The sequence below is a fragment of the Aromatoleum buckelii genome (genome assembly GCF_012910785.2).
GTDB classification, from domain to species: Bacteria; Pseudomonadota; Gammaproteobacteria; order Burkholderiales; family Rhodocyclaceae; genus Aromatoleum; species Aromatoleum buckelii.
In genome coordinates this window covers 691,172-714,687 of sequence record NZ_WTVH02000008.1, presented here as the reverse complement: position 1 = coordinate 714,687, position 23,516 = coordinate 691,172, and the positions used below count along the sequence as shown (strand labels likewise).

The 23,516-nt window shown below is 65.7% G+C and carries 21 protein-coding genes and 4 tRNA genes; 6 read left to right on the top strand and 19 right to left on the bottom strand.

Annotated elements, in window-relative coordinates; translation table 11 throughout:
* Positions 1–15: 15 nt before the first annotated feature.
* The 13 genes from rpoB to GO608_RS05165 all read right to left on the bottom strand — a co-directional run bounded on the left by rpoB (position 16) and on the right by GO608_RS05165 (position 9,908).
* Positions 16–4,149, bottom strand: a complete 4,134-nt coding sequence (rpoB, locus tag GO608_RS05225; protein ID WP_169197173.1) for a DNA-directed RNA polymerase subunit beta — start codon at positions 4,147–4,149, stop codon at positions 16–18.
* 177 nt (positions 4,150–4,326) lie between these two features.
* The gene (gene rplL, locus GO608_RS05220) at positions 4,327–4,701 is read right to left on the bottom strand and encodes a 50S ribosomal protein L7/L12 (protein ID WP_011237965.1); all 375 of its coding nucleotides are present in this window, start codon (positions 4,699–4,701) and stop codon (positions 4,327–4,329) included.
* A 39-nt stretch (positions 4,702–4,740) separates the two neighbouring features.
* Complete coding sequence (gene rplJ / locus GO608_RS05215; RefSeq protein ID WP_169118083.1) at positions 4,741–5,241, bottom strand: 50S ribosomal protein L10; 501 nt, start codon at positions 5,239–5,241, stop codon at positions 4,741–4,743.
* 238 nt (positions 5,242–5,479) lie between these two features.
* Positions 5,480–6,178 (bottom strand): 50S ribosomal protein L1, encoded by a 699-nt coding sequence (gene rplA / locus GO608_RS05210; protein ID WP_169197174.1) that lies wholly within the window; start codon positions 6,176–6,178, stop codon positions 5,480–5,482.
* 2 nt (positions 6,179–6,180) lie between these two features.
* Entirely contained in the window at positions 6,181–6,612 is a 432-nt protein-coding gene (gene rplK / locus GO608_RS05205) for a 50S ribosomal protein L11 (protein WP_011237962.1), read from the bottom strand.
* Positions 6,613–6,714: 102 nt separating this feature from the next.
* Complete coding sequence (gene nusG / locus GO608_RS05200; RefSeq protein WP_011237961.1) at positions 6,715–7,248, bottom strand: transcription termination/antitermination protein NusG; 534 nt, start codon at positions 7,246–7,248, stop codon at positions 6,715–6,717.
* A 2-nt stretch (positions 7,249–7,250) separates the two neighbouring features.
* On the bottom strand, positions 7,251–7,598 hold the full coding sequence (secE, locus tag GO608_RS05195) for a preprotein translocase subunit SecE (RefSeq protein WP_053420922.1): 348 nt from the start codon (positions 7,596–7,598) through the stop codon (positions 7,251–7,253).
* A gap of 25 nt (positions 7,599–7,623) precedes the next feature.
* A tRNA-Trp gene (locus GO608_RS05190) sits at positions 7,624–7,699 on the bottom strand.
* A 74-nt stretch (positions 7,700–7,773) separates the two neighbouring features.
* Positions 7,774–8,964, bottom strand: coding sequence for an elongation factor Tu (gene tuf / locus GO608_RS05185; protein WP_169197170.1), 1,191 nt, complete (start codon positions 8,962–8,964; stop codon positions 7,774–7,776).
* A gap of 71 nt (positions 8,965–9,035) precedes the next feature.
* Positions 9,036–9,110: transfer RNA gene (locus tag GO608_RS05180), tRNA-Thr, on the bottom strand.
* Positions 9,111–9,134: 24 nt separating this feature from the next.
* A tRNA-Gly gene (locus tag GO608_RS05175) sits at positions 9,135–9,208 on the bottom strand.
* A gap of 73 nt (positions 9,209–9,281) precedes the next feature.
* Positions 9,282–9,366, bottom strand: a tRNA-Tyr gene (locus GO608_RS05170).
* Between the two features lie 62 nt (positions 9,367–9,428).
* Positions 9,429–9,908 carry an Lrp/AsnC family transcriptional regulator gene (locus GO608_RS05165; protein ID WP_169197175.1) on the bottom strand — a complete coding sequence of 160 codons (480 nt, stop codon included), beginning with the start codon at positions 9,906–9,908 and terminating at the stop codon, positions 9,429–9,431.
* Between the two features lie 121 nt (positions 9,909–10,029).
* Here GO608_RS05165 and GO608_RS05160 point away from each other — a divergent pair, with 121 nt between their 5' ends.
* From GO608_RS05160 to GO608_RS05150, 3 genes are all read left to right on the top strand, one after another.
* Entirely contained in the window at positions 10,030–11,436 is a 1,407-nt protein-coding gene (locus GO608_RS05160) for an FAD-binding oxidoreductase (protein ID WP_169197176.1), read from the top strand.
* Between the two features lie 77 nt (positions 11,437–11,513).
* Positions 11,514–12,269: a class I SAM-dependent methyltransferase gene (locus GO608_RS05155; RefSeq protein WP_169197177.1), complete on the top strand. Its 756-nt coding sequence runs from the start codon at positions 11,514–11,516 to the stop codon at positions 12,267–12,269.
* 93 nt (positions 12,270–12,362) lie between these two features.
* A complete protein-coding gene (locus GO608_RS05150) occupies positions 12,363–13,076 on the top strand; it encodes a P-loop NTPase family protein (protein WP_169197178.1) in 714 nt (237 codons plus the stop codon).
* Between the two features lie 20 nt (positions 13,077–13,096).
* Here GO608_RS05150 and GO608_RS05145 read toward each other — a convergent pair whose 3' ends face one another.
* Positions 13,097–13,723, bottom strand: a complete 627-nt coding sequence (locus tag GO608_RS05145) for a response regulator transcription factor (RefSeq protein ID WP_169197179.1) — start codon at positions 13,721–13,723, stop codon at positions 13,097–13,099.
* A gap of 534 nt (positions 13,724–14,257) precedes the next feature.
* On the opposite strand from GO608_RS05145, the gene GO608_RS05140 reads away from it, so the two are divergent.
* From GO608_RS05140 to GO608_RS05130, 3 genes are all read left to right on the top strand, one after another.
* Positions 14,258–15,187 (top strand): ABC transporter substrate-binding protein, encoded by a 930-nt coding sequence (locus GO608_RS05140; RefSeq protein ID WP_169197180.1) that lies wholly within the window; start codon positions 14,258–14,260, stop codon positions 15,185–15,187.
* A complete protein-coding gene (locus GO608_RS05135; protein ID WP_247002876.1) occupies positions 15,184–17,115 on the top strand; it encodes a hybrid sensor histidine kinase/response regulator in 1,932 nt (643 codons plus the stop codon). The genes GO608_RS05140 and GO608_RS05135 overlap by 4 nt, the downstream gene beginning before the upstream one ends.
* 64 nt (positions 17,116–17,179) lie before the next feature.
* Entirely contained in the window at positions 17,180–17,617 is a 438-nt protein-coding gene (locus GO608_RS05130; protein ID WP_169197181.1) for a PhaM family polyhydroxyalkanoate granule multifunctional regulatory protein, read from the top strand.
* Between the two features lie 25 nt (positions 17,618–17,642).
* On the opposite strand, the gene GO608_RS05125 is transcribed toward GO608_RS05130, so the two are convergent.
* From GO608_RS05125 to GO608_RS05105, 5 genes are all read right to left on the bottom strand, one after another.
* Positions 17,643–18,533 (bottom strand): AEC family transporter, encoded by an 891-nt coding sequence (locus GO608_RS05125; protein WP_169197182.1) that lies wholly within the window; start codon positions 18,531–18,533, stop codon positions 17,643–17,645.
* A 35-nt stretch (positions 18,534–18,568) separates the two neighbouring features.
* Positions 18,569–19,735, bottom strand: coding sequence for a CaiB/BaiF CoA transferase family protein (locus GO608_RS05120; protein WP_169197183.1), 1,167 nt, complete (start codon positions 19,733–19,735; stop codon positions 18,569–18,571).
* A gap of 75 nt (positions 19,736–19,810) precedes the next feature.
* A complete protein-coding gene (locus tag GO608_RS05115; RefSeq protein ID WP_169197184.1) occupies positions 19,811–21,043 on the bottom strand; it encodes a phenylacetate--CoA ligase family protein in 1,233 nt (410 codons plus the stop codon).
* Positions 21,044–21,097: 54 nt separating this feature from the next.
* Positions 21,098–21,940: an ABC transporter ATP-binding protein gene (locus GO608_RS05110; protein ID WP_169197185.1), complete on the bottom strand. Its 843-nt coding sequence runs from the start codon at positions 21,938–21,940 to the stop codon at positions 21,098–21,100.
* A gap of 166 nt (positions 21,941–22,106) precedes the next feature.
* Positions 22,107–23,429, bottom strand: coding sequence for an ABC transporter substrate-binding protein (locus GO608_RS05105; RefSeq protein ID WP_169197186.1), 1,323 nt, complete (start codon positions 23,427–23,429; stop codon positions 22,107–22,109).
* Positions 23,430–23,516 lie beyond the last annotated feature (87 nt).

The following is a 23,516-nucleotide window of genomic DNA, read 5'->3' as shown; positions in this document are numbered from 1 at the left end:
TGGAGAGCGCCCGGTTCAGTACGTGTCCAGATCGATGTCGATCGCGAGCGAGCGGATTTCCTTCACCAGCACGTTGAAGGATTCGGGCATGCCCGCATCGATCTTGTGTTCGCCCTTGACGATGCTTTCGTACACCTTCGTCCGGCCGGTAACGTCGTCGGACTTCACGGTCAGCATTTCCTGCAGCGTGTAGGCGGCGCCGTACGCTTCGAGCGCCCACACTTCCATTTCGCCGAACCGCTGGCCGCCGAACTGCGCCTTGCCGCCGAGCGGCTGCTGTGTGACCAGTGAGTACGGCCCGGTCGAACGGGCGTGCATCTTGTCATCGACGAGGTGATGCAGCTTCAGCACGTGCTTGTAGCCGACCGTCACCTGGCGGTCGAATGCTTCGCCGGTGCGCCCGTCGTACAGCGTCACTTGGCCGCCGGGAGCGAGCCCGGCAAGTTCGAACATCGCCTCGATCTCTTCTTCCTTCGCGCCGTCGAACACCGGCGTCGCGAACGGCACGCCTTTCGACAGGTTCGACGCCAGTTCGATGACTTCGTCGTCCTTCAGCGACCCCATGTCTTCCGGGCGACCGTTGTCGTTGTAGATGTGCTCGAGCAACTCGCGCACCTCCGCTGCCGCAGCGTTCGCCCGCAGCATTGCGCCGATCTTGTTGCCGAGCGCTTTCGCCGCCCAGCCTAAGTGAGTTTCGAGGATCTGGCCGATGTTCATCCGCGACGGCACGCCGAGCGGGTTGAGCACGATGTCGACCGGCGTCCCGTCCGCCATGTGCGGCATGTCCTCGACCGGTACGATCCGCGACACGACGCCCTTGTTCCCGTGGCGGCCTGCCATCTTGTCGCCGGGCTGCAGGCGGCGCTTCACCGCCAGATAGACCTTGACCATCTTCTGCACGCCCGGCGGCAGTTCGTCGCCCTGCGTGAGTTTCTTCTTCTTGGTCTCGAAAGCCTGGTCGAAGTCCTTGCGCGTCTTCTCCAGACCCTCGCGGATCGCTTCGAGCTGGCCGGCGAGTTCCTCGTCGGCCATGCGGATGTCGAACCAGTGGTAGAACTCGAGCGAATCGAGATACTCGCCGGTGATCGCCGTCCCCTTGAGGAGCTTCTTCGGCCCGCCGTTGGCTTTCTGGCCGACGATCAGGCGGCGGATCCGCGCGAACGCGTCGCGCTCGACGATGCGCATCTGGTCGGCCAAATCGGTCTTGAAGCTGCGCAGCATGTCGTCGATGATGCTCTGCGCGCGCTTGTCGCGCTCGATCCCTTCACGCGTGAACACCTGCACATCGATGACCGTGCCGTTCATGCCGGACGACACGCGCAGCGACGTGTCCTTCACGTCGGAGGCCTTCTCGCCGAAGATCGCGCGCAGCAGCTTTTCTTCCGGCGTCAGCTGGGTCTCGCCCTTCGGCGTGACCTTGCCCACGAGCACGTCGCCGGCGTCGACTTCAGCGCCGATATAGACGATGCCGGACTCGTCGAGGCGCGACAGCTGCGCTTCGCCGAGCGAGGCGATGTCGCGCGTGATTTCCTCGGGGCCGAGCTTGGTGTCGCGCGCGACGACCGTGAGTTCCTCGATGTGGATCGACGTGAAGCGGTCTTCGGCGACGACGCGCTCCGAGATCAGGATCGAGTCCTCGAAGTTGTAGCCGTTCCACGGCATGAACGCGACCAGCATGTTCTGGCCCAGCGCGAGCTCGCCGAGGTCGGTCGACGCGCCGTCGGCGATGACGTCGCCCTTGCCGATGTGATCGCCGACCTTGACCACCGGACGCTGGTTGATGTTCGTGTTCTGGTTCGAGCGCGTGTACTTGATCATGTTGTAGATGTCGACGCCGACTTCGCCCGCGAGGGTTTCGTCGTCGTTGACCCGCACCACGATCCGGTTCGCATCGACATAGTCGACGATGCCGCCGCGCATCGCCTGCACCGCGGTGCCGGAGTCGACTGCGACGGTGCGCTCGATGCCGGTGCCGACGAGCGGCTTCTCGGGTCGCAGGCAGGGCACGGCCTGCCGCTGCATGTTCGCGCCCATCAGCGCGCGGTTCGCGTCGTCGTGCTCGAGGAACGGGATCAGCGACGCGGCGACCGACACGATCTGGCCTGGCGCAACGTCCATGTACTGCACCTGGTCGGCCGTCGACAGCGCGAACTCACCTTTGTGGCGGCACGACACGAGGTCGCCTTCCAGCACGCCGTCGGCACCGATCTCGGCGTTCGCCTGCGCGATCACGTACTGGCCTTCCTCGATGGCCGACAGGAAGTCGATCTGGTCGGTGACCTTGCTATCGACGACCTTGCGGTACGGCGTCTCGAGAAAACCGTGGCGGTTCGTCTGCGCATACACGGCGAGCGAGTTGATCAGACCGATGTTCGGACCTTCCGGCGTCTCGATCGGGCACACGCGGCCGTAGTGGGTCGGATGCACGTCGCGGACTTCGAAGCCGGCGCGCTCGCGCGTCAGGCCGCCCGGGCCGAGGGCCGAGACGCGGCGCTTGTGCGTGATCTCGGACAGCGGGTTGGTTTGGTCCATGAACTGCGACAGCTGGCTCGAGCCGAAGAACTCCTTGATCGCGGCCGAAATCGGCTTCGCGTTGATCAGGTCGTGCGGCATCAGGTTGTCGGACTCGGCTTGGGACAGGCGCTCCTTGACGGCGCGCTCGACGCGCACCAAGCCCGCACGGAACTGGTTTTCCGCAAGTTCGCCAACAGACCGGACACGACGGTTGCCGAGGTGGTCGATGTCGTCGATCTCGCCACGGCCGTTGCGCAGTTCGACGAGCACGCCGATGACGGCGAGAATGTCTTCGTTCGACAGCGTCGCCGGCCCTTCCTCGCCACGCGGACCGACTGTCTCGTAGAAGCGCTTCAGCCAGCCCGGCGCCTTGTCCTCGATCTTCTCAGGATAGGCGCGGCGGTTGAACTTCATGCGGCCCACGGACGACAGGTCGTAGCGTTCCTCGGAATAGAACAGGCCCTGGAACAGCGCTTCGACGGCGTCTTCCGTCGGCGGTTCGCCCGGACGCATCATGCGGTAGATCGCGACGCGCGCCGCCCATTGGTCGGCGGTCTCGTCGATGCGCAGCGTCTGGGAGATGTACGCCCCGCGGTCGAGGTCGTTGACGTAGAGCGTCTCGATGTCCTTGACGCCGGCGTCGCGCAGCTTGTCGAGCAAGTCTTCGGTGATCTCGTCGTTCGCCCGCGCGACGATCTCGCCGGTCTCCGCGTCGACGATATTGCGCGCGATGATGCGCCCGAGCAGGAACTCGTCGGGAACCGAAATCATCTTCACGCCGGCCTGGTCGAGCTCGCGAATGTGCTTGGCGGTGATGCGCTTGTCGCGCGCGACGATCACGTTGCCGGCGCCGTCGGTGATGTCGAACTTCGCCACATCGCCGCGCAGGCGATCTGGCACCAGTTCGAACGCCGCCTCGTTGCCCTTGAGGTGGAACGCGTCGAAGTCGTGGAAGGTCGCGAGGATTTCCTCCGGTCCCATGCCGATCGCGCGCAGCAGGATCGTCGCGGGCATCTTGCGACGGCGGTCGACGCGGAAGTACAGCGCATCCTTCGGATCGAACTCGAAATCGAGCCACGAACCGCGATACGGAATGATGCGCGCCGAGAACAGCAGCTTGCCCGACGAGTGGGTCTTGCCGCGGTCGTGCTCGAAGAACACGCCGGGCGAGCGGTGCAGCTGCGAGACGATGACACGCTCGGTCCCGTTGATGACGAACGAGCCGGTGGTGGTCATGAGCGGGATTTCGCCCATGTACACTTCCTGCTCTTTGACCTCCTTGACCGTCTCCTTCGGCGCATCGCGATCGAGAATCACCAGCCGCACGCGCGCGCGCAACGGCGACGCAAAAGTCAGCCCGCGCTGCTGGCACTCCTTGACGTCGAAAGCAGGTTCGCCGAGCATGTACTGAACGAACTCCAGCCGCGCGTTGCCGCTGTGGCTGGAAATCGGAAAGATCGACGTGAACGCGGCCTGCAGACCGTGGTTCAGGCGCGACGGAGGAGGCGTATCGGCCTGCAGGAAAGAGGCGAACGATTCGATCTGGGTTGCAAGCAGGAAAGGCACGTTCAACACTGCCGCGCGCTTGGCGAAGCTCTTGCGGATACGTTTCTTTTCGGTGTAGGAATACGCCATGGATGCTCCGGGTAGAGGTCGGACGTCAAAGAGACAGAACGCAGCGCCCCGTAGGGTGCGGACCGGGCGGGAGGGGTGTAGACACCTGCGCTCGCGCTGGGTTCTGGCTTCTTGGCGTTACAAAGCACGAAAGGGCTGGCGCTCCGGAGAGCGCCAGCCCCGATAAACGAACAGGTATTACTTGATCTCGACCTTGGCGCCGGCGTCTTCCAACTGCTTCTTGATCGCTTCGGCGTCCGCCTTCGAGATGCCTTCCTTGACGGCCTTCGGTGCGCCGTCGACGAGATCCTTCGCTTCCTTCAGGCCCAGGCCGGTAGCGGCACGGACGACCTTGATCGCCTCGACCTTCTTCTCGCCCGCGGCAAGCAGGATCACGTCGAACTCGGTCTTTTCCTCGACCGGTGCAGCGGCAGCGCCGGCACCCGGAGCGGCCACGGCCATCGAGGCGGCGGAAACGCCGAACTTCTCTTCGAACGCCTTGACCAGGTCGTTCAGTTCCATCACCGTCATCGAGCCGACGGCTTCGAGGATGTCTTCTTTGCTGATTGCCATTTCAAAACACTCCTAAATCGAAAACTATTCGGAAAACGCTCAGGCAGCCACTTCTTCCTCGCGCTTCTTCGCGAGGGCAGCCAGCGTGCAAGCGAAACCGGTCACCGGCGCCTGCATCACGCCCAGCAGCCTGGCGAGCAACTCTTCGCGACCCGGGATCGACGCGAGCGCCTGCACGCCAGCCTTGTCGAGCGTATTGCCCGCATAGGAACCGGCTTTCAGCACCAGCTTGTCGTTACCCTTCGCAAAGTCGTTGAGCACTTTGGCTGCAGCGACCGGATCTTCCGAGATGCCATAGATCAGCGGACCGACCAGCTGGTCGGACAGCCCGGCAAACGGCGTTTCGGCGATCGCGCGGCGCACCAGGGTGTTTTTCAGCACACGCAGGTAAACGCCAGATTCGCGGGCCTTGGCACGCAGCCCGGTGAGATCGCCCACCGCTATGCCACGATACTCGGCCACCGCGATGGTCTGTGCGTTGGCCACTTGTGCCGACACCTCTGCCACTACGGCTTTCTTGTCATCGAGATTGAGACCCACAGGCCTTTCCTCCTTTCAAGTCCACACGCGAACCGCAAACCTGCGATTCGCACCCACGGCGACCTGGATCAGGAGCGCGGCTGAAGAATCAGCCAGAATCCTGTTCTGGGCACACCGTCTGCGCAGGCCATTGTTGAATGCTTAAGCAGTCGCCCCAGAGCGACCGCACCTGCGGTCTTTGACGATTCGACCCGGCACCGCGGCGCCGGGTCGACCCAAAGTTCTAGTTTCAGCCTTGTCAGGCGGCGTTGATGCTCGACGGCTCGACGCGAACGCCCGAGCCCATCGTGCTCGACAGCGCGACGCGACGCAGGTAGATCCCTTTCGACGCAGCCGGTTTGGCCTTCACGAGCGCATCGATCAGCGCGCCGAGGTTCTGCTGCAGGGCTTCCGTGCTGAACGACGCACGGCCGATCGTCGCGTGGATGATGCCGCCCTTGTCGGTGCGGTACTGCACCTGACCGGCCTTCGCATTCTTCACTGCGGTCGTGACGTCCATCGTCACGGTACCGACTTTCGGGTTCGGCATCAGACCGCGCGGACCGAGAATCTGGCCCAGTTGGCCGACGACGCGCATCGCGTCCGGCGTGGCGATGCACAGATCGAAATCGATGTTGCCGGCCTTGACCTGCTCGGCGAGATCTTCGAAACCGACCACGTCGGCGCCCGCTGCACGCGCGGCTTCGGCCTTGTCGCCCTGCGCGAAGACCGCGACGCGGACGCTCTTGCCGGTACCGGCAGGCAGCACGACCGAACCGCGTACCAGCTGGTCGGACTTGCGCGCATCGACGCCGAGGTTCACGGCGATGTCGATCGACTCGTCGAACTTCGCCGTTGCGCATTCCTTGACCAGCGCCAGCGCTTCGCTCACCGGATAGGTGCGGTTGCGGTCAACTTTGGTGCGCAGCGCCTGAACGCGCTTGGAAAGCTTCGCCATGATTACAGCCCCTCCACGGTGATGCCCATGCTGCGGGCGGAACCGGCGATGGTGCGCACCGCGGCTTCCATATCGGCAGCAGTCAGATCGGCCATCTTGGTCTTGGCGATTTCCTCGACCTGGGCACGCGTGATCGAACCGACCTTGTCGGTATGCGGCTTCGGCGAACCCTTCGTGATCTTCGCAGCCTTCTTGATCAGGATCGTCGCCGGCGGCGTCTTCATGATGAAGGTGAAGCTCTTGTCCGCGAACGCCGTGATCACCACCGGAATCGGCAGACCGGGCTCGAGGCCCTGAGTCCGGGCGTTGAACGCCTTGCAGAATTCCATGATATTCAGGCCGCGCTGACCGAGCGCCGGGCCGATCGGGGGACTGGGGTTGGCTTTACCAGCTGGCACCTGCAGCTTGATATAGCCGGTGATTTTCTTCGCCATTGCGGCTAGCTCCTGTCTTGAGTACAAACGCACCGGTCGCGGCCGGTGCTCCTCGCTACGCCCGATTCATCGGGCACGTCCGGGCCCGGAGGCCCGCCTGCGTCAGGTCTTTTCGACCTGGCTGAAATCCAGTTCCACCGGCGTCGCACGACCGAAAATCGTCACGGACACCCGCAGCTTGCTCTTGTCGTAATTGACGTCTTCCACCGCGCCATGGAAATCGGTGAACGGGCCTTCCTTGACGCGCACGACTTCGCCCAGCTCCCACAGCACTTTCGGGCGCGGCTTCTCCACGCCTTCCTGCATCTGCTGCATGATTTTCTCGACTTCCTTTTCGGAAATCGGGGAAGGCTTGTTTGCCGTGCCGCCGACGAAACCGGTGACCTTCGGCGTCGACTTCACGAGGTGCCAGCTCTCGTCGTTCATTTCCATCTCGACGAGGACATAGCCGGGGAAGAATTTCCGCTCGGAAATGCTCTTCTGGCCGCTCTTCATTTCGACGACTTCTTCGACCGGCACCAGAATCTGGCCGAAAAAATCCTGCATTCCAGAGCGATTGATCCGATCCACCAAGGCGCGTTGGACGGACTTCTCGAAGCCCGAATAAGCATGTACCACGTACCAGCGCTTCGTCATGATTACTTCCACCCCAGGATCAGGTCGTACAGCACCCATTCCAGACTCTTATCCGTGACCCACAAAAAAACCGCCATCACGACAACGAAGGCGAACACCAGACCCGTGGTCTGAACCGTCTCCTTGCGCGACGGCCAGACGACCTTCTTGGTTTCGGTGATCGACTCGCGCGCGAACGCGACGAAACGCCGCCCCGGCTCCGACTGCCACGCGACCGCCACGCCGGCGGCGACGCCGGCGAGAACCGACAGCACGCGCAGAACCAGCGCCTGCTCGGAAAGTAGGTAAAAGCCGACCACACCGGCCGCAATCAGCGCGAGAGCCAGCGCAACCTTGAACTTATCGGCCATCGAAATATGAATATCCGGAAAGGAGTGGCAGGGGCAGAGGGAATCGAACCCCCAACCTTCGGTTTTGGAGACCGACGCTCTGCCAATTGAGCTATGCCCCTGCAGCAGAGACTACGAGGCGTCCCGGTTCCGGGACGCCTTCCGATCAAGCAATTGCTATGAGGACAATATGCAATTACTCGATGATCTTGGCGACGACGCCGGCGCCGACGGTACGGCCGCCTTCGCGGATCGCGAACCGCAGGCCTTCTTCCATCGCGATCGGCGCCATTAGCTTGACGGTGATCGACACGTTGTCGCCCGGCATCACCATCTCGGTGCCTTCGGGCAGCTCGATCGAACCGGTCACGTCGGTGGTGCGGAAGTAGAACTGCGGCCGATAGTTGTTGAAGAACGGCGTGTGGCGCCCGCCCTCTTCCTTCGACAGCACGTACACTTCGCCGGTGAAGTGGGTGTGCGGCTTGATCGAACCGGGCTTGCACAGCACCTGGCCGCGCTCGACGTCCTCGCGCTTGGTGCCACGCAGCAGCACGCCGACGTTGTCGCCCGCCTGGCCCTGATCGAGCAGCTTGCGGAACATCTCGACGCCGGTGCAGGTGGTCTTGACGGTCGCCTTGATGCCGACGATCTCGACTTCCTCGCCGACTTTGACGATGCCGCGCTCGACGCGGCCGGTCACGACGGTGCCGCGACCCGAGATCGAGAACACGTCTTCGATCGGCAGCAGGAACGGGCGGTCGATCGCGCGCTCCGGGGTCGGGATGTAGCTGTCGAGCGCTTCGGCCAGGCGGAAGATCGCCGGCTCGCCGATGTCGCTCTGGTCGCCTTCGAGCGCCTTGAGCGCGCTGCCCTTGACGATCGGCACATCGTCGCCCGGGAAGTCGTACTTCGACAGCAGCTCGCGCACTTCCATCTCGACGAGCTCGAGCAGCTCTTCGTCGTCGACCATGTCGCACTTGTTGAGGAACACGATGATGTACGGCACGCCGACCTGGCGCGCGAGCAGGATGTGCTCGCGCGTCTGCGGCATCGGGCCGTCCGCGGCCGAGCACACCAGGATCGCGCCGTCCATCTGCGCCGCACCGGTGATCATGTTCTTCACGTAGTCGGCGTGACCCGGGCAGTCGACGTGCGCGTAGTGACGGTTGGCCGTCTCGTACTCGACGTGAGCGGTGTTGATCGTGATGCCGCGCGCCTTCTCTTCGGGCGCCGCGTCGATCTGGTCGTAGGCTTTCGCCTCGCCGCCGAACTTCTTCGACAGGATCGTCGTGATCGCCGCCGTCAGGGTGGTCTTGCCGTGGTCGACGTGACCGATCGTCCCGACGTTTACGTGCGGTTTCGTCCGCTCAAACTTGCCTTTCGCCATGCCGCCACCTCATATTCAGAATCAGAAAAACCGGACCGATCGACCGCTACGCCAGACCGGCAGAAAAGCTGTGGTGCCCATGACGTGGATTGAACACGTGGCCTCTCCCTTACCAAGGGAGTGCTCTACCACTGAGCTACATGGGCTCCGAAACAACCAACCGCCGAACCTGGAGCGGGTGAAGGGAATCGAACCCTCGTCATAAGCTTGGAAGGCTTCTGCTCTACCATTGAGCTACACCCGCATACAACGCAGACGAACCGCATTACACCCGATGCCAGTCATCAGACCGAACTGAAGCCGGCAATAAAACTTGCTGGTGGAGGGGGAAGGATTCGAACCTTCGAAGGCAGTGCCGTCAGATTTACAGTCTGATCCCTTTGACCGCTCGGGAACCCCTCCAAGCGAAGCGCTGGACTATAGAGGGCCAAACCGCCTCTGTCAAATCTTTTTCTGGAATTTGTTCAACGTGCGATCTGCCCAAGGGGCATCTCGGTCGTATCCTTGATCGATTGGAGCATGAACGAGGATTTCACGTTCGCGATGCCATCGAGCTTGAGCAGGCGATCCATCAGAAAACGCGAAAAATGCTCCAGGTCTTCGGCGACGACGTGCAGCAGGTAGTCCATCTCGCCGGTCAGCGCGAAGCACGACAGCACTTCGGGCGCTGCTTGCACCGCGGCGTGAAACGCGTGCATCGGCGTGTCGCGCCGTTTCTCGAGCGTCACCGTGACGAAGGCCTGCAGGCCCAGCCCGAGGCGCCGCGGCTCGAGCAGCGCGGCATAGCCGCGGATCACTCCCGACTGCTCGAGCTGGCGCACGCGCCGCAGGCACGGCGACGGCGACAGCGCGACCTGTTGCGCCAGGTCGGCGTTGGAAAGGCGGCCGTCGCGCTGCAGCAGTTCGAGAATGCGCAGATCTGTCCGGTCGATCGATTCGTTCATGAACTGCTCCGCGCCGCAGATGGGCTCTGAAAGGGAGCAGATGATCGCGCAGATTGGATAGATCCGTCACGGGCGCAATAATCGCGTGCGGCACGAGCCGCCCGATCACGAGGAGACCTGCATGAACCTGCCCCACGCTCCGGCTCGCCGGCCATTGCCCGCCGCATTCACCGAAGAGCTCGGCGCGCGCTTCGGCACGCGTTTTTCGACCGCCGAGGCGGTGCGCGCGCATCACGGCCACGACGAATCGCATTTCCCCGACATGCTGCCCGATGCCGTCGTCTGGCCCCACGACACCGCCGAGGTCGTCGCGATCGTCGAAGCCTGCGGCAGGCATCGTGTGCCGATCGTACCGTTCGGCGCCGGCAGCTCGCTCGAAGGACACATCCTGCCGCTCCATGGCGGCATCAGCGTCGACTTTTCCGAAATGAACAAGGTGCTCGCGGTCCATGGCGAAGACATGGACGTGGTCGTGCAGCCGGGCATCACGCGCAAGCAGCTCAACGCCGCACTGCACGGCAGCGGACTCTTCTTTCCGGTCGATCCGGGGGCGGATGCGAGCCTCGGCGGGATGGCCGCGACGCGTGCGTCGGGAACCAATGCGGTGCGCTACGGGACGATGCGCGACAACGTGCTCGGCATGGAGGCGGTGCTTGCCGACGGGCGCGTCATACGCACCGGCGGGCGGGCGCGAAAATCGTCGTCCGGCTACGACCTGACGCGTCTGATGATCGGCTCCGAAGGCACGCTCGGGCTGATCACCGAACTGATCGTGCGGCTGCATCCGCTGCCCGAAGCGGTGTCGGCGGCAGTCTGCGCGTTTGCGGACGTCGCGAGCGCGGTGCACACCGTGATCCAGACGATCCAGCTCGGCGTGCCGGTCGCACGCATCGAGCTGCTCGACGAACTGACGGTGCAGGCGATCAACCGCTACAGCAAGACGACGCTGCGCGAGTCGCCGATGCTGTTCTTCGAGTTCCACGGATCAAAGGCGAGCGTCGAGGAGCAGGCGCAGACGGTCCAGGAAATCGCCCGCGACAACGGCGGTCAGGATTTCGAATGGGCGACGCATCCGGAGGACCGCACCCGGCTGTGGGCAGCGCGCCATGACGTCTATTTCTCGTGCATCGCGCTGCGCCCGGGCTGCCGCGGGCTGACGACCGACGTATGCGTGCCGATCTCGCGGCTCGCCGACTGCATCGCCGGGGCGCGCGAGGATATCGCCGCCAGCGGCCTGATCGCGCCGATCGTCGGCCACGTCGGGGACGGCAACTTTCATACCGTCGTCCTCGTCGACCCGAACGACGACGCCGAAATCCTGCGCGCCGAGGCGCTCAACCGCAGGATCGTCGAGCGCGCACTGGCGATGGGCGGCACGTGCACCGGCGAGCACGGCATCGGCTTCGGCAAGCAGGATTTCCTCGTCGCCGAACACGGCGCCGACGCGGTCGATGCGATGCGCGCCGTCAAGCGGGCACTCGACCCGGACAACCTGCTGAACCCGGGGAAAATCGTGCCTGCCGGATAAAGCCCTCAGGGCTCATGCGAAGCGATTGTGGGCGACCACCCGGTTATCATCGGCAACTCCGCCCCGGCCGTCGACTCATGCCTCCTGCCCTCAAGGCCCTGCTTGCCCAGCTTGCCGGCTGCGTCATCGCCGCCACTCTCGTACGCAGCGCCCCGCTCGGAGCAGGCATCTGGCCGCTCGTGGCTGTCCAGGCAATCAGCGCCGCAGCGATCGGGACGGTTCTTCGCAGCGCCCGGTGGTGGCTGCCGATCCATCTGGGCTTCGTCCCGCTGCTGGTGCTCGCCGGGCGGCTCGATGTCGCGCCGGGCTGGTATCTCGCAGCGTTCGGGCTGCTGCTCGCAGTGTATTGGACGAGCTTCCGCACTCAGGTACCGCTGTATCCGACGAACCGGGCAACGGTCGCCGCAGTCGCCGGCCTGCTGCCGCCCGGCCGACGCTCACGGCTGCTCGACCTCGGCAGCGGCACCGGCTCGCTGCTGCGCCCCCTTGCGCGACTGCGGCCGGACTGCAGCTTCAGGGGAATCGAGGCTGCGCCCGGGCCGTGGCTGATGAGCCGGTTGTGGACACGGAATCCGCCTAATGTGCGCTTCGAGCGGGGAGATTTCTTCTCCAGTTCCTGGTCCGGGTGCGACATCATCTACGCTTTTCTGTCGCCGGTACCGATGGCCGACGTGTGGGCCAAGGCACGCCGGGAATTGCACGACGGGCTGCTGATCAGCAACAGCTTTCCGGTGCCCGGCGAGCCTCCGGAGCGGATCGTCGAGGTCCCGGACGCACGTGCGACCGTCCTCTACGTCTACCGCTTCGCACTGGCCGCACCCCCAGCGGAATAGCGGCCGATTCCCCATCCTTTTTCCCGCTCGGCCGCCGAAACCAGCCCCGATAATGGCAGGGCGGCAAAAGGGCCGCGAACGAGGAACACCGCAATGGCTGAAATCATCTGCGTCATCGGCAACAAGGGTGGAACCGGCAAGACGACGCTTTCCCATATGCTTTCGCAAGGCCTGGGCTTGCTCGGCCATCGTTCGGCGTGCGTACTGACCGACACCACGCGCGAACCCCTGAGCCCGGAAGGGCGGCGTTACATCACTGCCGACGCCCGCACCCGTGACGCACTGACCAAAGTCGTGGACAAGCTGCGCACCCTCGACGAATGGATCGGCATCATCGACGGCGGCGGCAACCGCACCGAGATGGATCGCCATCTGTACGCCCTGGCGGACATCGTGCTGCTGCCTTTCCGCGAGTCCCATGAAGACATCCGCACGGTGCTGCGCGACCTCGAGATGTTCCCGCGCGCCTACGCCGTGCCGGCCCAATGGCCAACCAACGCCTGGCAGCGCGACGCCGCGGACCGCTGCGTGTCGCAGCTGATGGGAGCGTATCGCGAGCGCATCCTGAATCCCGTCTGTGCCCTTTCCGCATCCAAGCTGCTGGTGCACAAGAAAGTGCCGGAACAATTGCCGACTCCGCTGGCCAATGCCTGCCGCGCATTCGCTCGCCAAGTGCTCGAGATCATGGAGATCGACGGCGCAGAACCGGCCCCGACCGGGTGCCACGACGCCGACCAGATTGGCGGCCGGCTCTCGCCCGCCGAGATGCCGATGCGCCTGAGCCAGGCGAGCCGCCGCCCGTACTGACGGCGGATCGATCGCACCGGCTACAGCCGCGGCCCGTGGCGGGCGATCACGATCAGCGCCTGCGCCCGGCTGCTGACGTTCAAGGCGCGGAAGATCGCCGACATATGCACCTTGACGGTGCCTTCCGACAATCCGAGCAGCTCGGCAATCTCGCGGTTGGATTTTCCTTGCGCCAGCAGTTCCATGACTCGCGTCTGCCCTGCAGTGAGCCCGAAACGCTCGCTGGCCGGCGCACCGGAGCGCTTTGCGCCGCCTTCGGGCTCACTGGGCGCATAGATGCCACCTTCGAGCACGCATCTGACCGCACTTCTCAGCACTTCGCCCGAACTCGCCTTCGACACGAAGCCCGAAGCTCCGCCTCTCATCGCGCGCCGGATCGTCGCCGAATCGTCGAGCGCCGACACGACGATCGCCGGAACGTCGGGGAAACGCCGCGCCAGCACCGCAAGCAGACCGAACCCGTTGAGGTCGGGCAGCATCAGGTCGATCACCGCGAGATCCCAGTCCGCACTCTCCTCGAGTCGGGCAAGCGCCTCTTCCGAACCTTTCGCCTCGACGCACTCTACCCCGTCCCCGAGTCGGGCGAGAGTCTGCGCCAGCGCCTCGCGCACGAGCGCATGGTCTTCGACGATGAGTATGCGGGTCACTGCTTGCTCCGGAGGCGGCGGCGATAGGCAGAAAGCATAGCACGCGCAGATGTAACAAAACGTTCTGCACCACCCGGCGCGGGACGAGCGCGGACTGCAGCACTGCGGGATGCGGGAACAGCGGATTACCGCACGCTCGCCGGCGGCCGCGCTATGGTATCGCCCCGGCCGGCACGGGGAAACCGCGACGGCGGGCCCGAGCTTTCAAGGCTCGAGACATGGCGTCACGGACCGCGGCATGCTATGACGATCCGCAAAGACCAGGCGCGAGGAATTCCTCATGCATAAGACGCATCCCGCGGCGACGAAATTCACCGACCCTCCCGGCGGCAACAAAAATCCGGCACGCATGCCCCGTGAGGAACGCACGAGAGGATTTTTCGGGCACCATCTCGCCCCGCTTCCGTTCTCCGTCCGGATGCAGTCTTCGAGATCGGCGTCTGCATCCGGAAGCCGGCGCTGGGCAGCGCCTTACTTCAACCACGCGACCGCGTCCCGCTGGCGGCGCACCTGAGTCTCGACCCGATACCGATCATGCCCCGCGGCTGCCGCATTTTTCTTGCCACCCTGCTTTTCCTCGCCGCCACCCTCGGCCGGGGAGAGGCCGTCGCGGCTGCGGACGTACTGTTCGTGAGCAGCGAACGCAGCGGAGCATACGAAGAGACGATCGCGGCGATCAGCACAGCGCTCGCCCCGGGTGTCGCCGCTGCCAACATCGCGGTCGTGGAGACGCAACACGTGAGCCCGGACGCGCTCGCCGGCAGCCGGATCATCGTCACGGTCGGCGCCGAAGCGGCGCAGGCGGTGGCCGAACAGGCACCGCGCCAGCCGGTGCTGCACACGCTGTTGCCGCGCGAAAGCTTCGAGAACCTGCCTGCCCCCTCGGGAGCCGGCCGACGCTCCGCGGTGTTCCTCGATCAGCCGGTCCAGCGGCAGATCGCGCTGCTTGTCGAAGCCCTTCCCGAGTGGCGGCAGCTCGCGCTGCTGGCCGGGCCGCGTAGCCAGCATCTCGCCGCCAAGCTCGCCGCAGCCGCACGCGAGCAGCAGATGGTGGTGACGATCGAGAACATTGCGACCGACCGCGAAATCTATCCGGCGCTGGAGCGTCTGCTGGCCGAACGCGCGATCCTGCTGGCGCTGCCCGATCGCGTCGTGTTCAACAGCTACACGATCCAGAACATTCTGCTCACGAGCTACCGCCACCGCTCGCCGCTGATCGGCTTTTCGCCCGCCTACGTTCGCGCGGGTGCGCTGCTCGGCCTGTTTTCGACGCCGGCGCAAATCAGCGAACAGGCCGCGGAGGCGATCCGTACCGTCCTCGCCGGCGGAGCACTGCCGCCGCCACAGCCGCCACGGCAGTTCGAAGTCGGCATCAACCAGAATGTCGCGCGCTCGCTGGGCATCACGCTCGAACCGGCGGAGGAGATCGCCGCGCGGATGATCCGCAGGGACGCCCGGCCATGATCAGGAACTGGGGCATCCGGTCGCGCGTGATGCTGGTCGCAGTGCTGCCGACACTGGTGCTGGCGATCGTGCTCACCGCGTTCTACACCGGCTCGCGAGTCACCGATCATCGCGAAGCCCACCTCGCCCGCGGCCAGGCGTTTGCGCGGCAGCTCGCAGCAGCGAGCGAATATGCCGTGTTTTCCGGCAACCGGGAGTCGTTGCGGCGCCTCGCCGGCGCGATGCTCGCCGAGACCGACGTCCTCGGCGTGATGATCATCGACCGCAACGGAGACGCGCTCGCGCGAAGCGGACGGCTCGATGCGACGCTGCCGCTGCCGCGGCGCACGGCGTGGACGCCAGGCCTCGTCACCGCGAGCGGGACGCTGCGCGTCATCGAGCCGGTACTGCCGACGTCGCTCGATCTGGACGACGGTTTCAACGGAGCGGCCCTCGACCCACCTTCCGGCGCGAAGCCGCCCCCAGCGCTCGGCACGGTCGTCGTCGACATCTCGCGAGCGCAGCTCAACGCACGGCAGAACGAACTGCTGATCACCGGCAGCACTGCGATCCTCATGGTGCTGATCGGCAGCCTCGTGCTCGCGCACTACATGAGCCGCGGCGTCACCGGGCCGATCCGGCGTGTCGCGTCGGCAGTCGAGCGCATCGGGCGAGGCCAGTTTTCCGCACGGCTGTCGGGTATCGGCGGTGGCACGCTGCGCACGCTTGCCGACGGAGTCAACCAGATGGCGGCGAAGCTCGCGAGTGCGCACGAGGACATGAGTCGCCAGATCGCGGACGCCACGGCGGAGCTGCGGGCACGCAAGGACGAAGCCGAGCGCGCGACCTTGTCGAAGTCGCGCTTCCTCGCCGCTGCCAGCCACGACCTGCGCCAACCGATGCATGCGCTGGGCCTGTTCATCGCCGAGCTGTCGCAACACACGCACGCGCCGGCGTCGCGCCGCCTCGTCGAGCGCATCGCGGCCTCGGCCGAAGCGATGGAGAACCTGCTCGACAGCCTGCTCGACATCTCGAAACTCGATGCCGGCGTGCTGGAGCCGCACATCAGCAGTTTTCCGCTGCAACCGGTCCTCGACCGCATCGCCGCCGAGCAGCGTCCTCGCGCGGACACGCAGGACCTGCTGCTCAGGACCCGGCCGACGCCGCTGTGGGTCGAGAGCGATCCGGTGCTGTTCGAGCGGATCATCGGCAACCTCGTCAGCAACGCGGTGCGCTACACGCGCAAGGGCCGGGTCCTGATCGCATGCCGGCGGCGCGGCGAGCGAGTGCGGATCGAAGTGCGCGACAGCGGCGTCGGCATCGCCGCCGACGCACAGGAAATCATCTTCCAGGAGTTCATCCAGCTCGACAATCCGGCGCGTTCGCGCGACAAGGGGCTCGGGCTCGGGCTCGCGATCGTGCGACGCCTCACCGATCTGCTCGGCCATCGCCTCGCGGTCCGCTCCCGTCCCGGCAGGGGGTCGGTGTTCGCAATCGAAGTGCCGCTCACGCAACCGGTCGAATACGCCGAGCCCGGCGAGACCCGCCGGCAGCCCGGCGACCTGGCCGGCGTACGCGTCGCGCTCGTCGATGACGATCCGCTCGCCCAAGCGGGCATGCGCAGCCTGCTGACGTCCTGGGGGTGCGAAGTCAGCGCGGGCAGCGACATCGAAAGCGTGCTGGAGGCACTCGCGCGGTCCGGCGACGAGCCGCAGCTGATCATCAGCGATTACCGCCTGCACCCCACCTCGAACGGCATCGATGCGATCCGCATGACGCGCGCACGATACGGCGAAAACCTCCCGGCGGCGTTGATCAGCGGCGACACCGCCCCCGAAACCCTGCGTCTGGCGCAGGCCGAAGGCCTGGCGCTGCTCCACAAGCCGGTCCGGCCGGCGCGCCTGCGGGCGCTGCTCAACCGCCTGTCCCACCCGGAGCGGGATTTCTGACGCCGCGCGCTCCGCACGGAGTAGGGTAAGATCGGCGTTTGTCGATCCGCTGCAGGAGACTCCCGTGTCGAAAGAAACGTCAGCCAAGGATCCGCTCGAGTTCGTGCGCGGCATGTGGAGCAGCATGGGGTTTTCGCTGCCCGGGATGGTCACGCCGACGCTCGACGTCGATGAACTCGACAAGCGGATCGCCGACCTGAAAGCGGTCGAAAACTGGCTCAAGATGAACCTGAACATGCTGCAGATGACGATCCAGGGGCTGGAGATGCAGCGCGTCGCGATCGCCACGATGCAGGCGATGACCCAGCAGGCGCGCGAAGCCACGGAAAATCCTGCCCAGCAGGGGGACAACCCGTTCGCCGCCGCGGCGATGTGGCCCTGGAACCTGATGGCGGGGACGCCGCCTGCGGCCGGCGAGCCCTCCTCGACGCCGGATCAGAAGAAGGCCGAACCGAAGCCTTCCGGGGCCGCAACGGCCAAATCGACAACGCAGCCGAAGTAGGCGGCCGGCGGCTCCGGGCACCGGCCTAGAGCAGCTGCAGCCAGAACGTCAGCGACGCGACTGCGAGCAGCGTCGTCGCGGAGATCAGCCATGCCACGCCCGGTCCGTCCCCGCCCATGCGCATCGCGAGAATGTACGCCGAACTCGCCGACGGCAGCGCGGCAAACATCACCAGCGTGTCGAACGCGATGCCGCCGAGCCCGAGCTGGCGCCCGAGCGCCCACGCGAGCGCCGGCAGCAGCATCAGTTTCACGCTGACCAGCCAGGCCGAGCCGCCCCACCTCCCGCCCGCTTCGCCCCAGCGCAGGGCCGACCCGACTGCGAGCAGGCCGAGCGCGACGGCCGCATCGCTAAGGCGCTTGAGGAAGAACTGAAACGGCTCGGCGAGCGCGACGCCGGACAGGTTTACGGCCAGGCCGGCGAGGGTCGCGAGCACCAGCGGATTGCGCACCAGCTCGCGCAACAGGCCGCCATGGCCATGCCGAGCGAGCATGCCGACCGCCATGATGTTCGCGAACGGCACCATCGCGCCGCACAGCGCGCCCATCATCGCCACGCCCGCGGCGCCATGGAGCTTCCCGGCGACGGCGATGCCGATATAGGTATTGAAGCGATACGCGCACTGCAGCCGCGACGCGAAGCCGATCGCGTCCAGGCCCATCAGCGGGCGCCCGAGCCAGCCGAGAACGAAACCCGCGACCATCACGCCCAGCCCAGCGAGAAACAGCGGCAGCGCCTTGCCGGGATCGATGTCCGCTCCCGCCATCGCATGGAAGAGCAGCGCCGGGAACAGGATGAAATAGACGAGTCTCTCGACGCCCGCCCAGAACGCGCCGTCAGGAATGAGGCTCCGGCGCAGGCCCGCGCCGAGGAGAATCAGCGAGAAATCGGGCAGGAGCAGGAGCAGGCTTTGCATGCCCCGAGCTTACCCGATCGGCACGGCGGACCGCGTCAGATCACTGCGTCCGCCCGCAGGCGCGCAATCTGCGCCGCATCGAGCCCGAGGCCCGCGAGGATTTCGTCGCTGTTCCCGCCTGCCTCGGGCGCTGCGGTCGCCGGCCCCGGCTCGAATTCCGACAGGCGGACCGGCGGCGCGAACTGGCGCACCCCGGCGACTTCGACGACCATGCCGCGCGCGGCGAGGTGAGGGTTCGCGAGGCTCTCCTCGAGCCGCAGCACCGGCGTCACGCAGCAGTCGACGGCGTCGAAGATCGCCACCCATTCGGCCTGCGCTCGGCCGCGAAAAATCGCCGCGAGCTCATTGCGCGCCTGCGTCCCGTCCGCGCCTGTCGCCAGGTGCGCGGCTTTCAGGTCCGGCCGGCCGAGCGTGTCGCACACCAACAACCAGAACTTCTCCTCGAGCGCGCCGACCGCCATGTGGCGCCCGTCCGCAGTCTCGTACACGCCGTAGCACGGCACGCCGCCCGTCAGCAGGTCTTCGCCGCGCGGGCGCACGCCGCCGTGCGCGAGCACTTCGACGAGCGGGAAGATCGCATGCGCGAGCGCCGCATCGGTCATCGCGACGTCCACGTGGCGGCCGCGCCCGGTCGCCTTCGCGTCGATGACCGCGACGAGCAGGCCGAGCAGCGCGGACAGGCTGCCGCCGAGCAGGTCGCCGATCTGCAGGTTGGGGATCGCCGGCGGCCCTCCGGCCACGCCGATCTGGTCGAGCACGCCGGAATAGCCGAGATAGTTGATGTCGTGGCCGGCGCGCTGAGCGTACGGGCCGGTCTGGCCGTAGCCGGAGATGCTGCAGTAGACGATCGCCGGTTTTGCCTCGGCGAGCGTGGTGTAGCCGAGGCCGAGCTTGTCCATGACGCCCGGGCGGAAGCCTTCGACGACGACGTCGGCGCTCGCCACGAGGCGCAGGAACAGCGCGCGCCCCGCCTCGTTCTTGAGGTCGAGGCGCAGGCTCTTCTTGCCGCGATTGACGACCTGATAGAAATAGCTCGTCGCGCCGTTCATCGCGCCCATCGTGCGCGCGTAGTCGCCGGCGCCGGTGTCCTCGATCTTGATGACTTCGGCACCATAATCGGCCAGGTGCTGGGTCGCGAGCGGGCCGGGCAGAAGGCGCGTGAGATCGAGGACGCGCAGGCCGTGCAGGGGTTTCGGTCGCATGCTTTGCGTATATTTCCGGAAAGGGATCGGAGGCAGCATTCTAGCCGGCCGCGGCGCGCGTCCCGCACATGACGCTCACTCGTACGTGCGCACGTCGTCGATGACCTTGCCGTCGTTGGCGAGGGTGCCGGGCGCGCAGAAGCTCACTTCGCCGCGCAGCTTCGTCAGCTCGCGAAGGCTCGCCGCGAGCGCCGCGTCGAGACCCGCCGGAGCCTGCTCGACCTCGCAATACAGCGTCATGCGGTCGGTCAGATCCGGGTTGTCGACGACGAGGCGCGCACGCCGGATTTCGCGATGGCGCCGCACGACGTCGGCGATCTGGCCCGGATGCACGAACATGCCTTTCACTTTGGTCGTCTGGTCGGCGCGCCCCATCCAGCCCCGGATGCGGGCGTTCGTGCGCCCGCACGGCGACATCCCCGGCAACAGCGCGGAGAGGTCGCCGGTGCCGAAACGGATCAGCGGATAGTCCGGATTGAAGGTCGTGACGACGACTTCGCCGACTTCGCCGGGTGCGACCGGGTCGCCGGTGCCGGGGCGGACGATTTCGAGCACGACATCCTCGTCGACGACCAAGCCTTCGCGCGCCGACGTCTCGTACGCGATCAGCCCGACGTCGGCCGTCGCGTAGCCCTGGAATGCCGGGATGCCGCGCGCCGCGAACGCCTCGTGCAGGCTCGGCGGGAAGGCCTCGCCGGAGACGAAAGCTTTCGTGAAACTGTGAGCGACGCCGAGTTCATCGGCGCGATCGAGGAGGATGCGCAGGAACGACGGCGTGCCGACATACGCGTTCGGCCGCAGGTCCGTGAGCGCCGCGAGCTGCTGCTCGGTCTGGCCGGTGCCGGCCGGGAACACCGTGCAGCCGAGCGCGTGCGCGGCCGTTTCCATCATCGAGCCGGCCGGCGTGAAATGGTACGAGAAGGTGTTGTGCACGAGGTCGCCTTCCCGGAAACCGGCGGCGAACAACGCCCGCGCGATGCGGTAATAGTCCGGCCGCCCGCCTTCCGGCTCGTACAGCGGACCCGGCGACGCGAACACCCGACGGCACCCGGCGCCCCAGCGCGTCGTCGCGAAGCCGCCGAACGGCCGCGCCGCCTTCTGGCGTTCGAGCAGCGCCGACTTGCGGGTCACGGGCAGCTTCGCGAGCGCTTCGCGGCTCGTCACCGCATCCGCGTCGACGCCGTCGAGCAGCTTCGCGAAAGCCGCTGCGTTCGCCTTCGCATGGGCGAGCTGCGCCGGCAGGCGAGCGAACAGCTCGCGTTCGCGCTCGGCGGGGTCACGGATTTCTCGGGCGTCGTAGAAGTTCATCATTAAGTCCTTGGTACGGAAAAACGACCGGATCAGGCGCGCGGCCGTCCGCGCTCAAGAAAGCCAGCGCTTGCGCCGGCGGTAATGCTTGACGTCGCGAAAGCTCTTCCTCCCCTCGCCCGACAGGCCGAGGTAGAACTCCTTGACGTCCTCGTTGTTCGCGAGTCCTTTCGCTTCGCCTTCCATGACGATGCGGCCGTTTTCCATGATGTAGCCGTAGTCGGCGTAGCGCAGCGCGACCATCGTGTTCTGCTCGGCGAGCAAGAAGCTGACCTGCTCCTTCGCGTTCAGGTCCTTCACGATCTCGAAGATCTCCTCGACGATCTGCGGCGCGAGACCCATCGACGGCTCGTCGAGCAGGATCATCTCGGGTTTCGCCATCAGCGCACGGCCGATCGCGCACATCTGCTGCTCGCCGCCCGACGTGTAGCCGGCCTGCGACGTGCGCCGCTGCTTGAGCCGCGGGAAGTAGTGGTAGACCTTCTCGAGACTGTCCTTCAGCTCGGTGCGCGAGATCGAGCGCGTATAGGCGCCGGTCAGCAGGTTCTCCTCGATCGTCAGGTGGCCGAAGCAGTGGCGGCCTTCCATGACCTGGATCACGCCGCGCCTAACGAGGTCGTTCGGCGTCATCCGGTCGATGCGTGCGCCCTTGAATTCGATGCTGCCTTTCGTCACGTCGCCGCGCTCGGCGCCGAGCAGGTTCGAGATCGACTTCAGCGTCGTTGATTTGCCCGCGCCGTTCGCGCCGAGCAGCGCGACGATGCGGCCTTTCGGCACCTCGAGCGACACGCCCTTGAGGACGAGGATCACATGGTCGTAGATGACCTCGACGTTGTTGATGCTGAGGTACGGCGCTGCTGCCGGCACGGCAGGGGCCGCGGCTGTATTCGTCTGCATGCTGTGTCTTCGCCTGTTGTGGTCTGCGCCCCGGGGCGCCTGAACCGGCGACGAGCGGAGAAACCCCGCCCGCCGTCCGTTGCGCTCTCAAGAAAACGCCGGGCCGCCCCAAGTTTTCTTGTCCCCCGCGGGGGGCGGAAACGGCAAAGCCGTTTCCTGGGGGCGCTCAACTCTCCTTCGAGCAGTCGCGCGGCGTGATGCCTTTTTCTTTCGCGTAGGCCGCGGCCGATTCCTCGATCATCGGACGCACGACGGACTGGTCGCCCTGGATCCAGTCGGTGACGACTTTCCACTTCGTGCCGTCCCACTGCTGGAACTTCACTTTTCCCGCACCTTCATGGTCGGCGCAGGTGATCTTCAGGTCCGGCATGAACCCGGCGGCACCGAGCTGCGTCAGCCGCGCGTTGTCGATGTCCAGGTTCTCGAAACCCCAGCGCGCCTGCTCGCCCGTCACAGGCTTGCCCTTGCCATATTTTTCCTGCGCCTTGCGGATCGCCTCGACGGTGATGATTCCGTGCACCACGCCGCGGTTATAGAGCACCGAGCCGACACGGTCCTTGTCGGCCATGTTGCCGGCGTTCTTCGCATAGACGTGCTTCTGGATTTCCTGCACGACCGGATAGTTCGTGCCGGCGACGTTGAAGCCCGCTGCGGTGTAGCCTTTTGCCGCGTCGCCGGCGGGAATCGTGTCCTCTTCGGAGCCGGACCACCACACGCCGACGATCTTGTCGCGCGAATAACCGGTCTTGGCCGCGGTGCGCAGCGCGGTCGGGTTCATCACGCCCCAGCCCCACAGGATCACGTAGTCCGGCTTCATCTGGCGGATCTGCAGCCACTGCGCCTGCTGCTCGTTGCCGGGGTTCGCCACTGCGATCTTCTCGACCGTGAAGCCGTGCTTCGCCGCGAGCTTGTCGAGGATTGCGTGCGACTCCTTGCCGTACGCCGAGTCGTGGTACAGCAGGCCGATCTTCTTGCCTTTCAGCTTGTCGATGCCGCCTTCCTTCGTGCCGAGGTAGTTGATGATCGCGGACGCCTGGGTCCAGTACGTCGAGATCATCGGGAAGACCCACGGGAAGACGCGACCGTCGGCGGCGTCGGTGCGGCCGTAGCCGATCGTCACCATCGGGATCTTGTCCTGCGCGACTTTCTCGAGCACCGAGTAGGTGATGCCCGTCGACAGCGGCTGGAATACCGTGTTGCCGGTCGCACCTTTCGTCTTCAGCCGCTCGTAGCATTCGACGCCGCGCGCGTTGTTGTATTCGGTTTCGCACTCTTCCCACGTCAGCTTGACGCCGTTGATCCCGCCGTCGCGCGCGTTGATCATCGCCATGTAGTCGATCCAGCCGCCATACAGCGACGCGCCGTTCGCGCCGAACGGGCCGACGCGGTAGCTCGGCAGGCCGATGAACTGCTCCTGGGCGGCGGCATGGCCGGTGGCGAGCAGTCCGGCGACGGCGGCGCCGATCAGTGCGGTGTGCTTCAGTTTCATGTTGCCTCCTCTTTTTTATGTAATGGTGCTGCGTTCTACCTTGACCACCGGCCGGCGCCCCCGCGGGTGCCGGCATTCGAAGGTTCG

What these genes read in the sequence shown, in the direction of transcription:
- GO608_RS05140 (WP_169197180.1), top strand. Translation starts at nt 14,258, where the DNA reads ATGCCCCGCGGCTGCCGCATTTTTCTTGCCACCCTGCTTTTCCTCGCC.
- rplA (WP_169197174.1), bottom strand. Translation starts at nt 6,178, where the DNA reads ATGGCGAAGCTTTCCAAGCGCGTTCAGGCGCTGCGCACCAAAGTTGAC.
- GO608_RS05160 (WP_169197176.1), top strand. Translation starts at nt 10,030, where the DNA reads ATGAACCTGCCCCACGCTCCGGCTCGCCGGCCATTGCCCGCCGCATTC.
- GO608_RS05105 (WP_169197186.1), bottom strand. Translation starts at nt 23,429, where the DNA reads ATGAAACTGAAGCACACCGCACTGATCGGCGCCGCCGTCGCCGGACTG.
- GO608_RS05135 (WP_247002876.1), top strand. Translation starts at nt 15,184, where the DNA reads ATGATCAGGAACTGGGGCATCCGGTCGCGCGTGATGCTGGTCGCAGTG.
- GO608_RS05155 (WP_169197177.1), top strand. Translation starts at nt 11,514, where the DNA reads ATGCCTCCTGCCCTCAAGGCCCTGCTTGCCCAGCTTGCCGGCTGCGTC.
- GO608_RS05110 (WP_169197185.1), bottom strand. Translation starts at nt 21,940, where the DNA reads ATGCAGACGAATACAGCCGCGGCCCCTGCCGTGCCGGCAGCAGCGCCG.
- rplL (WP_011237965.1), bottom strand. Translation starts at nt 4,701, where the DNA reads ATGGCAATCAGCAAAGAAGACATCCTCGAAGCCGTCGGCTCGATGACG.
- GO608_RS05115 (WP_169197184.1), bottom strand. Translation starts at nt 21,043, where the DNA reads ATGAACTTCTACGACGCCCGAGAAATCCGTGACCCCGCCGAGCGCGAA.
- GO608_RS05120 (WP_169197183.1), bottom strand. Translation starts at nt 19,735, where the DNA reads ATGCGACCGAAACCCCTGCACGGCCTGCGCGTCCTCGATCTCACGCGC.
- rpoB (WP_169197173.1), bottom strand. Translation starts at nt 4,149, where the DNA reads ATGGCGTATTCCTACACCGAAAAGAAACGTATCCGCAAGAGCTTCGCC.
- tuf (WP_169197170.1), bottom strand. Translation starts at nt 8,964, where the DNA reads ATGGCGAAAGGCAAGTTTGAGCGGACGAAACCGCACGTAAACGTCGGG.
- GO608_RS05125 (WP_169197182.1), bottom strand. Translation starts at nt 18,533, where the DNA reads ATGCAAAGCCTGCTCCTGCTCCTGCCCGATTTCTCGCTGATTCTCCTC.
- nusG (WP_011237961.1), bottom strand. Translation starts at nt 7,248, where the DNA reads ATGACGAAGCGCTGGTACGTGGTACATGCTTATTCGGGCTTCGAGAAG.
- GO608_RS05150 (WP_169197178.1), top strand. Translation starts at nt 12,363, where the DNA reads ATGGCTGAAATCATCTGCGTCATCGGCAACAAGGGTGGAACCGGCAAG.
- GO608_RS05165 (WP_169197175.1), bottom strand. Translation starts at nt 9,908, where the DNA reads ATGAACGAATCGATCGACCGGACAGATCTGCGCATTCTCGAACTGCTG.
- secE (WP_053420922.1), bottom strand. Translation starts at nt 7,598, where the DNA reads ATGGCCGATAAGTTCAAGGTTGCGCTGGCTCTCGCGCTGATTGCGGCC.
- rplK (WP_011237962.1), bottom strand. Translation starts at nt 6,612, where the DNA reads ATGGCGAAGAAAATCACCGGCTATATCAAGCTGCAGGTGCCAGCTGGT.